Annotated in this window: 11 protein-coding genes and 2 tRNA genes; 5 read left to right on the top strand and 8 right to left on the bottom strand. The window is 71.3% G+C overall.

Annotated features, from left to right (window positions below):
- Window positions 1-287: 287 nt before the first annotated feature.
- Together tig and ACZ7GZ_RS01970 are read right to left on the bottom strand one after the other, a co-directional pair.
- On the bottom strand, window positions 288-1670 hold the full coding sequence (tig, locus tag ACZ7GZ_RS01965; RefSeq protein WP_471019968.1) for a trigger factor: 1383 nt from the start codon (window positions 1668-1670) through the stop codon (window positions 288-290).
- Between the two features lie 179 nt (window positions 1671-1849).
- Window positions 1850-1926: transfer RNA gene (locus tag ACZ7GZ_RS01970), tRNA-Pro, on the bottom strand.
- Between the two features lie 160 nt (window positions 1927-2086).
- Between ACZ7GZ_RS01970 and ACZ7GZ_RS01975 the strand changes: the two genes are divergently transcribed.
- A tRNA-Gly gene (locus ACZ7GZ_RS01975) sits at window positions 2087-2157 on the top strand.
- A gap of 199 nt (window positions 2158-2356) precedes the next feature.
- On the opposite strand, the gene ACZ7GZ_RS01980 is transcribed toward ACZ7GZ_RS01975, so the two are convergent.
- Window positions 2357-4543, bottom strand: coding sequence for a protein kinase domain-containing protein (locus ACZ7GZ_RS01980; RefSeq protein WP_471019970.1), 2187 nt, complete (start codon window positions 4541-4543; stop codon window positions 2357-2359).
- A gap of 62 nt (window positions 4544-4605) precedes the next feature.
- Entirely contained in the window at window positions 4606-4800 is a 195-nt protein-coding gene (locus tag ACZ7GZ_RS01985; protein WP_351026539.1) for a hypothetical protein, read from the bottom strand.
- A gap of 428 nt (window positions 4801-5228) precedes the next feature.
- Between ACZ7GZ_RS01985 and ACZ7GZ_RS01990 the strand changes: the two genes are divergently transcribed.
- Both ACZ7GZ_RS01990 and ACZ7GZ_RS01995 read left to right on the top strand, forming a co-directional pair.
- A complete protein-coding gene (locus ACZ7GZ_RS01990) occupies window positions 5229-6413 on the top strand; it encodes an acyltransferase family protein (RefSeq protein ID WP_471019973.1) in 1185 nt (394 codons plus the stop codon).
- Between the two features lie 259 nt (window positions 6414-6672).
- Complete coding sequence (locus ACZ7GZ_RS01995) at window positions 6673-7344, top strand: GNAT family N-acetyltransferase (RefSeq protein WP_471019975.1); 672 nt, start codon at window positions 6673-6675, stop codon at window positions 7342-7344.
- Between the two features lie 135 nt (window positions 7345-7479).
- Here the strand turns inward: ACZ7GZ_RS01995 and ACZ7GZ_RS02000 are convergent, their stop codons facing one another.
- Together ACZ7GZ_RS02000 and ACZ7GZ_RS02005 are read right to left on the bottom strand one after the other, a co-directional pair.
- Window positions 7480-7944 carry an HD domain-containing protein gene (locus ACZ7GZ_RS02000; RefSeq protein WP_471019978.1) on the bottom strand — a complete coding sequence of 155 codons (465 nt, stop codon included), beginning with the start codon at window positions 7942-7944 and terminating at the stop codon, window positions 7480-7482.
- Between the two features lie 245 nt (window positions 7945-8189).
- On the bottom strand, window positions 8190-9362 hold the full coding sequence (locus ACZ7GZ_RS02005) for a SpoIIE family protein phosphatase (protein WP_471019980.1): 1173 nt from the start codon (window positions 9360-9362) through the stop codon (window positions 8190-8192).
- Between the two features lie 187 nt (window positions 9363-9549).
- Here ACZ7GZ_RS02005 and ACZ7GZ_RS02010 point away from each other — a divergent pair, with 187 nt between their 5' ends.
- Window positions 9550-10791, top strand: a complete 1242-nt coding sequence (locus ACZ7GZ_RS02010; RefSeq protein ID WP_471019983.1) for a GNAT family N-acetyltransferase — start codon at window positions 9550-9552, stop codon at window positions 10789-10791.
- A gap of 10 nt (window positions 10792-10801) precedes the next feature.
- On the opposite strand, the gene ACZ7GZ_RS02015 is transcribed toward ACZ7GZ_RS02010, so the two are convergent.
- Together ACZ7GZ_RS02015 and ACZ7GZ_RS02020 are read right to left on the bottom strand one after the other, a co-directional pair.
- A complete protein-coding gene (locus tag ACZ7GZ_RS02015; RefSeq protein ID WP_471019985.1) occupies window positions 10802-11611 on the bottom strand; it encodes an Fpg/Nei family DNA glycosylase in 810 nt (269 codons plus the stop codon).
- 234 nt (window positions 11612-11845) lie between these two features.
- Window positions 11846-12331, bottom strand: a complete 486-nt coding sequence (locus ACZ7GZ_RS02020) for a ribose-5-phosphate isomerase (protein WP_471019988.1) — start codon at window positions 12329-12331, stop codon at window positions 11846-11848.
- 215 nt (window positions 12332-12546) lie between these two features.
- Here ACZ7GZ_RS02020 and ACZ7GZ_RS02025 point away from each other — a divergent pair, with 215 nt between their 5' ends.
- Complete coding sequence (locus ACZ7GZ_RS02025; protein ID WP_471019991.1) at window positions 12547-13971, top strand: amino acid permease; 1425 nt, start codon at window positions 12547-12549, stop codon at window positions 13969-13971.
- Window positions 13972-14007: the final 36 nt, after the last annotated feature.

A 14007-nucleotide genomic window follows, 5' to 3' on the forward strand; every position in this document is an offset into this window, starting at 1 on the left:
TTCTGCCTTTCATGGACCCTAACGCGAGGGTCCCTTCGGGGAATCCCGGAGATGGTGGTGTTCGCCGGGGGCGTAGCGCTCCGCGGGGCCGGGAGCCTACTCGCCGTGGGGTGTGCGGTGCGTCGGCGGCCACAGGTCGTCGGCAGCCGCTCGCGCCGCGCGGCGGAGCCGCACATCGATACAGCCCCGCGCCCCTTCTGGCCGGCTGTCCCCGCGCAAACGGCACAGGCCCCCGGGAGACACTCCCGGGGGCCTGTGTACGCGCTTCAGAGGCGCCGCAGGGCCGCTCAGCCCTCGGTGGTCTCCTCGGTGGTCTCCTCGGAGGCCTCCGACGCCTCGGCGGCCTCGGTCTCCTCCTCCTCGTCGTCCAGGTCGACGATCTCGCCGTTGGTGTCCTTCACCGTGGCAGCCTCGACCACGACGGCCAGGGCCTTGCCCCGGGCGACCTCGCCGACCAGGAGCGGCACCTGGCCGCCCTCGACGACGGCCTGGGCGAACTGGTCGGGGGACATGCCGGAGGAGGCCGCACGCCGCATGAGGTGCTCGGTGAGCTCCTCCTGGTTGACGTTGAGGTTCTCCTTCTTGACCAGCTCGTCGAGGACGAACTGGGTCTTGATGCCCTTGACCGCGGCGTCGCGGGTCTCGGTGTCGAACTCCTCGGCGCTCTTGCCCTGGATCTCCAGGTACTTGTCGAGGGTGAGGCCCATCTGGCCGAGCTGGTGGTGCTCCAGGTTGTGCTTGCGGGTGTTGATCTCGTCCTCGAGCAGCTTCTCGGGGACCGGGACCTCGACCAGCTCGAGGAGCTTCTCCAGGACGCGCTCCTGGGCCTGGGTGGCCTGGTCGAACTGCTTCATGTTCGCGAGGCGCTTGCGGCTGTCGGCCTTGAGCTCGTCCAGGGTGTCGAACTCGGAGGCGAGCTGCGCGAACTCGTCGTCCAGCTCGGGCAGTTCACGGGCGGCGACCTGGGTGACCTTGACGGTGACCTCGGCCTCCTTGCCCGCGGCGGAGCCGCCCTTCAGCTCGGACGTGAAGGTGGCCTCCTCCCCGGCGGACAGGCCCTTGACGGCGTCGTCGATGCCGTCCAGCAGCTCACCGGAGCCGATGGTGTAGGACACGCCGTTGGCGATGCCGTCCTCCAGCACCTCGCCGTCGACCTTGGCCTCCAGGTCGATGGTGACGACGTCGCCGTCCTCGGCGGCGCGCTCGACCGGGGAGGTGGAGGCGAAGCGCTCGCGCAGCTGCTCGACCGACTTCTCGATGTCCTCGTCGGTCACCTCGACGGCGTCGACCTCGACCTCGATACCGGAGTAGTCCGGGATCTCCAGGGCCGGGCGGATGTCGACCTCGGCGGTGAAGTTCAGCGTCTCGCCGTCCTTCAGCTCGGTGATGTCGACCTCGGGCTGGCCCAGCGGGCTGAGCTCGGCCTCGTTGACCGCCTCGGTGTAGAACTTCGGCAGCGCGTCGTTGACGGCCTCCTCCAGCACCGCACCGCGGCCGAACCGCTGGTCGATGACGCGGGCCGGGATCTTGCCCTTGCGGAAGCCCTTCACCGTGACCTGCTGGTTGATCTTCTTGTACGCCGCGTCGAGGCTGTCCTTGAGCTCCTCGAAGGGCACCTCGACAGTGAGCCGAACCCGGGTCGGGTTCAGGGTCTCCACGGCGCTCTTCACGGTTCGGTCTCCTTGTGGCTGACTTCTTGGGTTCTGCCGGAGCCAGACTGGTCCGGCGGATTTCGCCGCCCGGAGGAGTTCGTAGGCCGAGTGGGCCGGGACACACGGGCGCGCAGCTTGCATAGTAACCGCAGCGGGTCAGCGCCCCAAAAGGCGATCATCACGTGCCGTCGAGCCGGTGGTCGGGGTGGCGGGATTTGAACCCACGGCCTTCCGCTCCCAAAGCGGACGCGCTACCAAGCTGCGCCACACCCCGTCTGGTGCGACACGTAGGGTACATGCACCGGACGATTACGTCGGCCGCATTCCCGGAGACGGCACGCGCGACGGCTCCGGGAGCAACTCGTTGGCCTCGGCGGCGGGCGACCCGCTACGATGCCACCAGTGCCGCGGTCACCGACCTGCGGCGCACTGTTGCGGGCGTAGCTCAATGGTAGAGCCCTAGTCTTCCAAACTAGCTACGCGGGTTCGATTCCCGTCGCCCGCTCTGGATGCCGAAGGCCCAGGTGAGAGGTTGCTTTCCTCTTCCTGGGCCTTCTGCCGTCCTCGGGGCCGATCAGCCGTCCGTGTCCCCCGCGTGCGTACGAGGTCGGCGACGCGGCCTGGCTCCACGGTGCCGCCCGGCACGTGCGCCTCGACAACGAGGACCCGGCAACGAGAACCCCGGACCCCCCGGGGTGGCGTGGTCAGGGGTTCTGGAGCGTGTGCACGTCCACGCTGTAGACCGAGCGCAGGCCGTAGGGGACGTAGAGGGCGTCGCCGGACAGGACGGGAGCCCCGGGTGTGTCGGTGGAGCCGTCGTTGTCGCTGTCGTCGCGGCCGGGGAGCGTGCCGGTGACCCGGCCCGTGCGTAGGTCGAGGGCGGCCAGGCGGCCGTTGGGCGAGGCCACGTAGAGCCGGGTGGCGGAGGCGGTAGGCGGGCCGGGCTGTTCGACGGTGGAGTTGCTCTGCCACAGCTCGCGTCCGGTGGCCGGGTCGACGGCCCGGACGCTGCCGCTGGGGAGGGTGAGATAGAGGGTGCCGCGGACCAGGTGGGCGGCCGAGGCGGGGTGCGGCGCGGACAGCCGTACCGTCACCAGGACGTGCGAGTCGAGGTTGATCAGGGTCAGGCCGCTCAGCTTCTGCACGGTCGGGTCGGCGCCCAGCACCAGACACCGGTGCGCCTCGCCCAGCACGGCGACCCCGCCCTTGACCGTCCGTGTCCAGCGGGCCTTGCCGGTGGCGGGGTCGAGCTGGGCGATCGTGGTGCGGTCCGGGTCGCCGTGGGCGTTGATGGAGTGGCAGACCAGGTACGCCTGTCCGCCGGCGCCGGACACCTGGCACTCTCCGTCGTCCTCGACGCCGTAGGGCATCCGGTGGTGCCAGCGGACGGTGCCGTGGGCGGCGTCGAGCAGGGCGTAGGAGTCGGAGGCCTTGCCGTAGGTGGTGAAGACGCCGGCCGGGGTCGCGACGGCACCGCCGGTGTCCGGGCCCATGCCGTCCGTGTTGTCGGCGACGGTCGTCTTCCAGACGGCCCTGCCGGTGGCCGTGTCGATGGACTGCACCGTGTAGCGGGTCCGGATCTGCGGGTCCTTCGTCGACCCGGCGTTGCGCTCGTCGGTGCCGATGGCGTACACGCCGCCGGGGCGGGCGCCGATGATGGTGCCGCCGTCCGGGGTCAGGGACACCGGCCTGCGGTCCATGGGCAGCGTCCAGGTGTTGCGGCCGTCGGCCAGGGCGAACCGGGCGGCCTTGATGCCGTTGCCGGCGCACACCAGGGACGTCTGCGAAGTGACGCACCCGCTGAACGGGCCGCTGGCGACCGCGACGTTCCGGTTGTTGCCCGCGGGGTCCCCGGCCTGCCGGTGCCAGGCGTGCCAGCCCGCCGGCAGGGCGTGCGGGGCGCCCCCGCGGTCGGGGGCCAGGACGACGGTGGCGGTGGCGGCCAGGGCGGCCGTGACGACGGCGGCCGCCACCAGGGCCGCCCGGCGGCGCCGGCGACGGCGGCGGGCCGGCTCGGCGGCCGTCTCGGACGGGTCCGGCCCGGACGGGTCGAGGCCGGTGTCCTGGGCCCGGTCGGGCAGCCGGCCGTCGCGGAGGAAGCGCAGGAGTTCGTCGGGGGTGGGGCGGGCCTTGGGGTGCTTCTCCAGACAGAGGCGGACGAAGGGGAGCAGGTCGGCGGGGACGCCGTCGAGGTCGGGCTCGCGCTCGACGACCCTCGTCGCCGTCTCCCAGTGGCTCACGCTGTCGAAGGGGCCACGCCGGGTGGCGGCGTACGCGACGACCGCGCCGAGGGAGAAGACGTCGGTGGCGGGGCCGACCTCGTGCGGGGAGGTGAACTGCTCGGGGGACATGAAGGGCGGGGTGCCCATCACCCGGCCCGTCTGGGTGAGGGCGTCGGCGGTGGTGGACTCGGCGGCCCGCGAGACGCCGAAGTCGATGACGCGCGGGCCGTCCTCGGCGAGCATGACGTTGGCCGGTTTCAGGTCCCGGTGGACGACTCCGGCGCGGTGGATGTCGCGCAGCGCCTCGGCGAGGCCGGCGGCGAGTTCGCGCAGCCGGTGCGCCGGGAGCGGGCCGTGGCGGCGGACGTGGGTGCCGAGGTCCTCGCCGGGGATGTAGAGCGTGGCCATCCAGGGGCGCGGGGCGTCGGCGTCCGCGTCCACCACGGGGGCCGTGAAGGCGCCGCTGACCTGGCGGGCGGCGGCCACCTCGCGGCTGAACCGGATGCGGAACTCGTCGTCGTCGGCGTACTGGCCGTGGACGACCTTGACGGCGAGCCGGCGGCCGGAGGCGGACCGGGCGAGGTACACCACGCCCATGCCGCCGCTGCCCAGGCGGTCCTCGATCCGGTAGCCGCCGATCTCCGCCGGGTCCGTCTCGCGCAGCGCCATACCCGCAGGTCCCCCGTTGCTTCAGTTGTTCAGCACGTTCTGCTCCGGTTGCCCCGCACCGGTCAGAACTTGATCGAGCTGATGGAGTCCGCTATCGAGTTCAGGAAGCGGTCGATGGACGGGGCCATGCCGGTCGAGGCGAGGAAGAAGCCGAAGAGGATCGCGACGATCGCGGGTCCCGCCTTGATACTCCCCCCTCGCAGCAGCACTACAAGGATGATCGCCAACAGCAGCACCACAGACAGTGAAATGGCCACAACTGATCACACCCTCGGTCGGTCCGCTCTCCCGGCCCGGGGGTACGGCCCGCACCCCCGCCAGAACCATCGTGCCACCAACCCGGCCGGCGTATGCGGCCCGTGACACAACGTCGGGCCCGGGCTCGGCACGGGGGACGCCCCGCACGGTAATTCGCGGAAGCGTCCGCGGACGGATATCGCGCGACTTCGTTTCGCTGCGCACACACCATCTGCGCAGGTAATTCGAATTGACCGCACAGGCACGACATATGCCCCGATTGGCGGGGATGAACGGGACAACAAGGACGAATGGACGGCCTATCGTGTGCCCATCATCACGTAGGCCCGGGCGTCGAGTTCGCTAAATCGGGGGTATACGAAGCCGCTAACCAGGAATGCCTGGGGGAGTTTTACGAAATCCCACAGACGACGCTAGGGTGCCTCAGATGTTTGACGCCGCCTCGCTCCCCGGCCAGAACCGCAGGCCGCTCCCCCCGGCACAGTCGCCGGCGGACGGAGTGGCCGGTACGCGCACCCCGACGGGTATGCAGGAGCGGCGGCCCCCGGCGGACAGACCGGGCAGACAGCGCGACGCGTTCTTCGACAACGTCAAGTACCTGGCGATCGTGCTGGTGGCGGTGGGCCACTCCTGGTCGCCGGTGAAGAGCGACAGCCGGCTCCTCGAAGGCCTGTACGACGTGGTGTACACCTTCCACATGCCGGCGTTCATCATCATCTCCGGCTACTTCTCCCGCGGTTTCGACCTGCGGCCGGACCGGCTGAAGCGTCTGATCACCGGTGTCGCCGTGCCGTACGTCCTGTTCCAGACGGCCTACTCGCTGTTCCGGCGCTACGTCGGCCACGTCACCGACCAGCCGTTCAACCTCTTCTCCCCCTGGTACCTGACCTGGTTCCTGTGTGCGCTGTTCGTCTGGCGCCTGATCAGTCCCCTGTGGAAGCTGGTGCGCTGGCCGGTGCCCATCGCGCTGGGCATCGCCATGCTCGGCTCGGTCTCCGCGGGCACGGGAAGCGGTCTCGACCTCGGTCGGGTCCTGCAGTTCCTGCCCTGTTTCGTGCTGGGCCTGAGCCTGAGGCCCGAACACTTCACCGCGCTGCGCCGCAGGTGGGTGCGGATCGCGTCGGTGCCGGTGGTCGTGGCGGCACTGGCCGTCGGCTGGTGGAGCGCACCCCGCATGGACGTCGGCTGGTTCTACCGGGAGAGCGCCGCGCAGGACCTGGGTGCACCCTGGTGGGCCGGGCCGCTCATGACGCTGGCGCTGTTCGGCTGCGCCCTGCTGCTGACCGCGTGCTTCTTCGCCTGGGTGCCGCGCCGCAGGATGTGGTTCACCGCCCTCGGAGCGGGCACCCTGTACGGCTATCTGCTCCACGGCTTCGTGGTGAAGGGCTGTCTCTACGCGGGCGGATTCGACTACGCCCAGCGGTACGGCATGCTCGGCTCGGCCGCCGTCACCGTCCTCGCGGCCGCCACCGTCACGCTCCTGTGCACCCGGCCGGTGCAGCGGGTGTTCCGCTTCGCGATGGAGCCGAGGACGGAGTGGGCGTTCAAGCAGGACGCGGCCGAACTGGCCCGCGAGCGCCAGAAGAAGGAGCACGAGAAGGTCAGCGCCTAGTACCCCGCCAGCGCCTAGTACCCCGCTTCCCCAGGCCGAGACGTGCGCGCATCCGTGCGCACGTCTCGGCCAGTCGTTTTCCGGGCCGGCGCTGTGCGCCGGGTCGGCCTCCCTCACCAGCCGGGCGCCCTCGGCGTACGGCCGCGCCCTGTCGCCGGTCCGGCGTCCATGGGCGGCCGGGGCTCGCCAAGCCGGTCGCGCGATGCCATCATGTAATAGACACTGATGATGAGTACCTATTACCACTCAGGGAGGGGCCGTGCCTTTCGGGAGTACTGCCGAAGCTGTACGCGCATGGGTCGAGGGCTGGGTCGTGTCGCGCGGGGCCGCCGAGCCGGCGCGCGAGCCCTGGGGCTTCACGGTCGAGGTCGGCCTGCCCAAGGAGGTGGCCCGGCACGTACTGACCGCCGCCGACGAGGCGACCGTCCGCAAGCTGGCCGAGAACAGCGCCGCCGGTGTCGCGCTCAAGGCGTTCGTGCCGGCGCGGACCCTCCAGGCGTGGCTGCCACCGGGGTGGGGGCTGCTGGACGGTCACGCCGCCTTCATGGCCGCCTCCTTGGCCGAGGCCGAGGCCGAGGCCCCGCCCGGCCTCCCCGACGGCTACCGGCTGAGCAGCTGGAGCCGGGGCGGGGTCACCCGGGTCGTGGTGCGGGCCGCCGACGGGTCCTTCGCGGCGCGCGGGCAGACGGCCGTCACCGGTGCGACCGCCGTCGTCGACCAGGTGGAGACCGACCCCGCCCACCAGCGGCGGGGCCTCGGGCGCGTGGTACTGGGCACGCTCGCCGAGGCCGGCGCCCGCCAGGGCGCGAGGGCGGCCGTACTGGGCGCGACGGAGGAGGGCCGGGCGCTGTACGAGGCCTTGGGCTGGCGCGTGCTGGCCCCACTGAGCGCGGCCGTGCGCGTCACGGACGCGGGGCCGGAGGCGGACTAGGCGGGATGTGTGCTGCCGGGCTCAGCCGCCGGTAGCGGTCGGGCCTGCGCTGGGCGGTGGACGGCGAGGCACCCGTTTCGGCAACCGTCGGCCGAGAGCCGCCTCACCGGTCCGCAACCTCGCCGGACAGGCCCCTCAGCCCACTGCTGACCCGCCCTGGCCGAGACCGAGAAGTGCACGCATCCGGGCGTACTTCTCGGTCAGCCGCTTCCGGGTCGGCTCGTCCAGGACCGCGAGCCGCTCCGGGTCGGCGTTGTGGGCCAGGTCAGCCTCCTTCACCAGCCGTGCGCCCTGTGTGGCGAGGATCCGCCGCGCGTACGCCTCCGGCTCCTCGCCGGCCCGCTTGGTGACGGCGCCCACGATGTCCTTGGTCCGCCGGCTCAGGGCGGCCGCCGCCAGCCACTCCTCGCTCAGCGCGCCGTCCTCGACGGAGTCGTGCAGCCAGGCCGCCGCGATCTGTTCGGCGTCCCCGCCCCGGGCCCGTACGCCCTCGGCGACGGCCGCGAGATGTTCGGCGTACGGCCGTCCCGCCTTGTCGGTCTGCCCCTCGTGGGCGGCCCGGGCGAGAGCCTCCACCTCGGCGAGCGTGAGCTGTGTCATCGGCCCAGTGTCCCGCGAAGCCGCCCGCGCCGTGTCTCCGCCCGGGAACGCGCCGTGGACGAGCGGCGGGGCGTACGGCCCCTGACCGGTCAGCGCTTGTTCTCGCCCAGCCCGGGGAGACCGGTACCGCCCAGGACGACCCGGCCGGCGGTGAGCTGGTCGAGCACGCCGCACCCGGGAAAGTGGAGACGGCCCAGTCGCTCGGGCATGGGGGAAACCCCACGCCCCGAGCGGTTCGAGCGGGCTCAGCGGGCGAGCGCCGACGCCTGGCGGCAGATCAGGAGGAGGGCTCTGTCGTCGTTGACGTCCTTGGCGACCGCCTCGATGAGGTGCCAGGCGGCGCCGTGGAAGCCACCGGCGACATAGCGGTCGGCCTCGCCGGTGAGGCGGTCGATGCCCTCGACGATGTCGCGGTCGGAGGTCTCCACCAGGCCGTCCGTGAAGAGCATCAGGACGTCGCCGGGGCGCAGGGAGCCCTTGACGGGGTCGAACTGGGCGCCGTCGTACACGCCGAGCAGCGGGCCCTCGGCGGCCTTCTCCTCCCAGCGTCCGCTGCCCGCGCTCAGCTGCAGGCCCGGGGGATGGCCGGCGGAGTACAGCTCGTAGTCGCCGGAGTCCAGGTCCAGGACCAGGTGGATGGAGGTGGCGAAGCCCTCGTCCCAGTCCTGGCGGAGGAGGTAGCCGTTGGCGGCGGGGAGGAAGGCGTGCGGGGGCAGGGAGCCGAGGAGGCCGCCGAAGGCGCCGGAGAGCAGCAGGGCGCGTGATCCCGCGTCCATGCCCTTGCCGGACACGTCCGTGAGGACGACTTCCAGGGTCCGGCCGCCGTTCGTACGGGCCGCGACGACGAAGTCGCCGGAGAAGGACTGGCCGCCGGCCGGGCGCAGCGCCATCTCGTGGTGCCAGCCCTGCGGCAGCTTCGGCAGCTTGCTCTGCACCCGGATCCGCTCGCGCAGGTCGAACAGCATGGTGCCGCCGCGCCGCCAGGGCACGCCGACACGGCTGCGGAACTGGGCCGTGAGCAGGCCGAAGAAACCGCAGGCCGCCACGACCAGGACGATGCCCGGGGTGACCCGGGAGGGGCCCTCGGTGTAGGGGCCCAGCCGTACCGACTCCACGATCAGCGCGGTGGCCGCCGCCGCGTACAGGCCGAGCAGGCTCGCCGGGCGCAGCAGCAGGCCGCCCGCGACGATCGGCAGCACCAGCGTGGCCGGGGAGCACCACACCGAGTCGACGAGCGTCATGATCATGAGGAGCGGGATGGTGAGCAGCAGTCCGGCGAAGGCGATCCAGTCGGAGCCGTCGCCGCGGAAGTAGTCCACGGCGCTTCTGCGCAGGCCGACGCGGGCCCGGTGCCACTGCATCTTCCACCGGGCCGTGAACGTCTCGGCCTTCGCGCGCCGCCCTCGTCCTGCTGCCATTAGTTCGGGACCCTATCCATCGGACCGGCTGCTTGGCACGGGAGGTCCCACTTGTCCCCCGTGCGAGGCCCAACTTCGCGGTTCGCCTCGTGGTTCGTCCTCACAGTGAACGGCACCCGGGGTCATCGCGCCGTCGCCCGGGAGAAATTCGCTGGCTCGTCCCGCAATGCCCTGATAGGCATGGCTCATGGGGACTGACCGCGGGATCGAGCTGAAGACACTGCGCCCTGAGGAGTTCGACCGGTGGTGGGACCACCTGGTCCGTGCGTTCGGGGGCGGCCCGGCCTCCCCCGAAGAGCGCGAACTGGACAAATCAGTCACCGAGTTCGACCGCTCCCTGGCCGTCTGGGACGCGGACGTGATCGTCGGTACGTCCGGAGCCTTCAGCTTCCGGATGACCGTGCCCGGCGGAGCGGTGGTGCCCACGGCCGGCGTGACCATGGTCAGCGTGGCCGCGACGCACCGGCGGCGCGGGATCCTGACGTCGATGATGCGGCGGCTGCTGGACGACGCGCACGCCAAGGGCGAGCCGCTGGCGGCCCTGTTCGCCTCCGAGCCCGCGATCTACGGCCGCTTCGGGTACGGCACGGCGACCCACCAGATCAGCGCCGACATCGACACCGGCCGGGTCACCCTGGCACTGCCCGCGGGCGCCGACGAGGTGCGCGTGCGCTACGCCCCGCCCGCCGACGTCCTGAAGGAGTGCGAGGCGGTGTACGCGGCCCTGGTGCCCCGCCGCCCCGGCATGCTGGCCCGGCAGCCCGGCTGGGAGCGGGCCGGCCTGCTCGACCCGGAGAGCGAGCGGAACGGGGCGTCGGCCCTGCAGTGTGTGCTCGCCGAACGCGACGGGGAGGTCACCGGGTACGCCCGCTTCCGCACCAAGACGGGCTGGGGGCCGGGCGGACACGACGGCACGGTGACCCTGGAGGATCTGGCCGCCCTCGATCCGGCGACCGAGGCCGCGTTGTGGCGTTTCCTGTTCGGCATCGACCTGATGACGACACTGACGGTGCGGGGACGGCCGGTCGACGAGGCATGGCAGCACCTGGTCTCCGACATCCGCCGCTGCCGGCCGCGGCTGCGGGATGCCGGGCACCTCCGTCTCGTGGACGTGGGCACGGCCCTCGCGGCGCGTACGTATCTGGCGCCCGTGGACGTCGTGCTGGACGTCGAGGACACCTTCTGCCCCTGGAACGCGGGGCGTTGGCGGCTCACGGGGGACACCAAGGGGGCGTCCTGCGAGCGCACGTCGGACAAGGCCGAGCTCGCGCTGTCCGTACGGGAGTTGGGCGCGGCCTGTCTCGGCGGGGTCTCTCTGCTGTCGCTGGCGGGGGCCGGGCGGGTGCGGGAGCTGCGGCCGGGGGCGCTGGTGGAGGCGTCGGTGGCGTTCGGCTCAGCGATGGCCCCCTGGCTGCCGCACGGCTTCTAGCTCCTCGCCGTCATCGTCTCTGACAGGCGGGGCACCAGAAGAGGTTGCGGGCGGCGAGGTCGGCGGTGCGGATCCCGGTGCCGCAGATGTGACAGGGCAGGGTGGCGCGGCGGTAGACGTACACCTCGCCGCCGTGGTCGTCCACGCGCGGTGGCCGGCCCATGGCCTCCGGGGTGTGCTCGGGCCGTACGGTGTCGATCCGGTTGTTCCGCACGCCCTCGCGCATCAGCGCGACGAGATCGGCCCACAGGGTGTCCCACTCGGCCGGTGTGATGTCCCTGCCCGTCCGGTACGGGTCGATGCCATGCCGGAAGAGGACCTCGGCGCGGTACACGTTGCCGACGCCGGCGACGATCTTCTGGTCCATGAGCAGCGCGGCGATCGTCGTACGGCTGCGGGAGATCCTGCGGTACGCGGCGGCGGGGTCGGCGTCCTCGCGGAGCGGGTCGGGGCCGAGGCGGGCGTGTATCGCGCGCTTCTCCTCGTCCGTGATCAGCGCGCAGGTGGTGGGGCCGCGGAGGTCGACGTACGACGTGTCGTTCGCGAGCCGGAGCCGGACGGTGTCGGTCGGCGGGGGCGCGGGGGCGTCACCGAAGCCGACCTTGCCGAACAGGCCGAGGTGGATGTGGACCCAGTCGGTGTCCCGGAAGCGGAGGAAGAGGTGCTTGCCGTGGGCTTCGGTGGCCGTCAGCGCGGCTGTGTCCAGGAGGGCGGCGGCGTCGGAGAACTTGCCCTGGGGGCTGGTGACGCGGGGGGCCGTGCCGCGGAAGCGGGCGGCGTAGTCCTGGGCCAGCCGATGGATGGTGTGCCCTTCCGGCACGGCGGGGGTGTCCTTTCGGGTCCTTTTGCCCACCCGCCCACCCGTCTCGTCCGGCCGGCCGAGGGGCGAGCGCCTGGGGGCGGGCTGACGTCTCGCAGCGTGCCGACACCGCGGGCCGCACGGCCCCCTCCCAGCCGGCCGGGTCAGGCGGTCAGACCCGGTCGGTCGGGGCGGGTGGGCCGGCGGCGGCCGGGGGTGGAGTCACCGGGGGCCGGTCCGGGCGGCCGGCGGAGCCTACTGCTGGGGGTGGTGTGCCGGGATCGGCGGGAGGTCGCCCGTCGTCTCGTAGGACGACAGCATGTCGATCCGGCGGATGTGCCGCTCGTCACCGGAGAAGGGGGTGTTCAGGAACACCTCGACGAACTTGGTCGCCTCCTCGGTGCTGTGCATACGGGCACCCACGGCCACCACGTTGGCGTCGTTGTGCTGCCGCCCCAGGGCCGCCGTCTCCTCGCTCCAGGCCAGCGCGGCCCGCACGCCCTTCACCTTGTTCGCGGCGATCTGCTCACCGTTGCCGGAGCCGCCGATCACGATGCCGAGGGCGTCGGGGTCCGCGCCCGCCTTCTCCGCGGCACGCAGGCAGAAGGGCGGGTAGTCGTCCTGGGCGTCGTAGATGTGCGGCCCGCAGTCGACGGGCTCATGACCCGCCGCCTTCAGCCAGTCGACGAGGTGGTTCTTGAGTTCGTAGCCCGCATGGTCGGAGCCGAGATACACGCGCATGCAATGAGTGTGACACGCCTGTTTGAGGGCAGCAGCGTCGGGTGGCGGCGCCTTGGAAGAGTTCCAAAAATGTGAGCGGGGCCATAGAACCTCAAGGGAACCTCAAGTAACGATACGGATTCAGAGGTTCCCGAATTCGTTCGCCTCGGATTCACTGGACCGACTCGTACACCGCTCATACGAGCTGCTCCTCCTGGCGCAAAGGAAATCCGTCCATGACCCCTGGTTCGGGCCTTCAAGCAGGACTGAAGAACCGCCATCTGTCGATGATCGCGATCGGTGGTGTGATCGGAGCCGGCCTCTTCGTCGGTTCCAGCTCCGGCATCGCCACCGCGGGACCCGGCATCCTCCTGTCGTACGCCCTCGTCGGCACCCTCGTCGTCCTCGTGATGCGGATGCTCGGCGAGATGTCCGCCGCCAACCCCGCCTCCGGCTCCTTCTCCGCGCACGCCGACCGTGCCCTCGGCCGCTGGGCCGGCTTCTCCATCGGCTGGCTCTACTGGTTCTTCTGGGTCGTCGTGCTGGCCGTCGAGGCCACCGCCGGTGCCGGGATCCTCGCGGGCTGGGTGCCCGCCGTGCCGCAATGGGCCTGGGCGCTCATCGTGATGACCGTGCTGACCGCGACCAACCTGGTCTCCGTCAGCTCCTACGGCGAGTTCGAGTTCTGGTTCGCCGGCATCAAGGTCGTGGCGATCGGCGCGTTCATCGTCATCGGTCTGCTGGCCGTGTTCGGCGTCCTGCCGGGCGCGCACGCCGACAAGGCGTCCTTCGGCAACCTGACCAACCACGGCGGCTTCCTGCCGCACGGCCCCGGCACCATCCTCACCGGTGTGCTGCTCGTCGTCTTCTCCTTCATGGGCAGCGAGATCGCGACCCTGGCGGCCGGCGAGTCGGAGGACCCGCAGCGCGCGGTCACCAAGTCCACCAACAGCATCATCTGGCGTATCGGCGTCTTCTACCTGGGCTCGATCCTGGTCGTCGTCTCGCTGCTGCCGTGGAACGACCCGTCCATCAAGAAGGACGGCTCCTACGTCGCCGCCCTGAACTCCCTGGGCATCGCGCACGCCGGCGAGATCATGAACGTCATCGTGCTGACCTCGGTGCTGTCCTGCCTCAACTCGGGCCTCTACACCGCCTCCCGGATGGCCTTCTCGCTGGGCCAGCGCGGTGACGCCCCGAAGGCGTTCGCCCGCACCACCTCCCGCGGTGTGCCGATGACGGCGATCCTGGCGTCGGTCGTCTTCGGATTCGTGGCGGTGTTCTTCAACTACGCCTACCCGAAGACCGTCTTCCTCTTCCTGGTCAACTCCTCCGGCGCGGTCGCCCTGTTCGTGTGGCTGGTCATCTGCTTCTCGCAGCTGCGGATGCGGAAGATCATCCAGCGGGAGGCGCCGGAGAAGCTCGTCGTGAAGATGTGGCTGTACCCGTACCTGACCTGGGTGACGGCCGCCTTCATCGTCTTCGTCCTCGGCTACATGCTGACCGACACCAAGGGCGAGAGCAGCGGTCGTACGACCGTGCTGCTGTCCGTGGGTGTGGCGGCGGTCGTGGTGCTGATCGCCGTGGTGCGGCAGAAGCTCGCGGCGAACCGCCCGGCCGCGGCGGTCGAGGCCCCGGCCGACAAGGTGTCCGTCGGCTGATCCGCCCTCCGGCTGAACATGGCCGCATGACCTGAC

This window comes from Streptomyces sp. NPDC037288 (assembly GCF_055603265.1).

Excerpts from the sequence above, each read along its gene's own strand:
- ACZ7GZ_RS02005 (WP_471019980.1), bottom strand. The coding sequence starts at position 9,362 with ATGGCAGCAGGACGAGGGCGGCGCGCGAAGGCCGAGACGTTCACGGCC.
- ACZ7GZ_RS01980 (WP_471019970.1), bottom strand. The coding sequence starts at position 4,543 with ATGGCGCTGCGCGAGACGGACCCGGCGGAGATCGGCGGCTACCGGATC.
- ACZ7GZ_RS02025 (WP_471019991.1), top strand. The coding sequence starts at position 12,547 with ATGACCCCTGGTTCGGGCCTTCAAGCAGGACTGAAGAACCGCCATCTG.
- ACZ7GZ_RS02000 (WP_471019978.1), bottom strand. The coding sequence starts at position 7,944 with ATGACACAGCTCACGCTCGCCGAGGTGGAGGCTCTCGCCCGGGCCGCC.
- ACZ7GZ_RS01990 (WP_471019973.1), top strand. The coding sequence starts at position 5,229 with ATGTTTGACGCCGCCTCGCTCCCCGGCCAGAACCGCAGGCCGCTCCCC.
- ACZ7GZ_RS02020 (WP_471019988.1), bottom strand. The coding sequence starts at position 12,331 with ATGCGCGTGTATCTCGGCTCCGACCATGCGGGCTACGAACTCAAGAAC.
- ACZ7GZ_RS02010 (WP_471019983.1), top strand. The coding sequence starts at position 9,550 with ATGGGGACTGACCGCGGGATCGAGCTGAAGACACTGCGCCCTGAGGAG.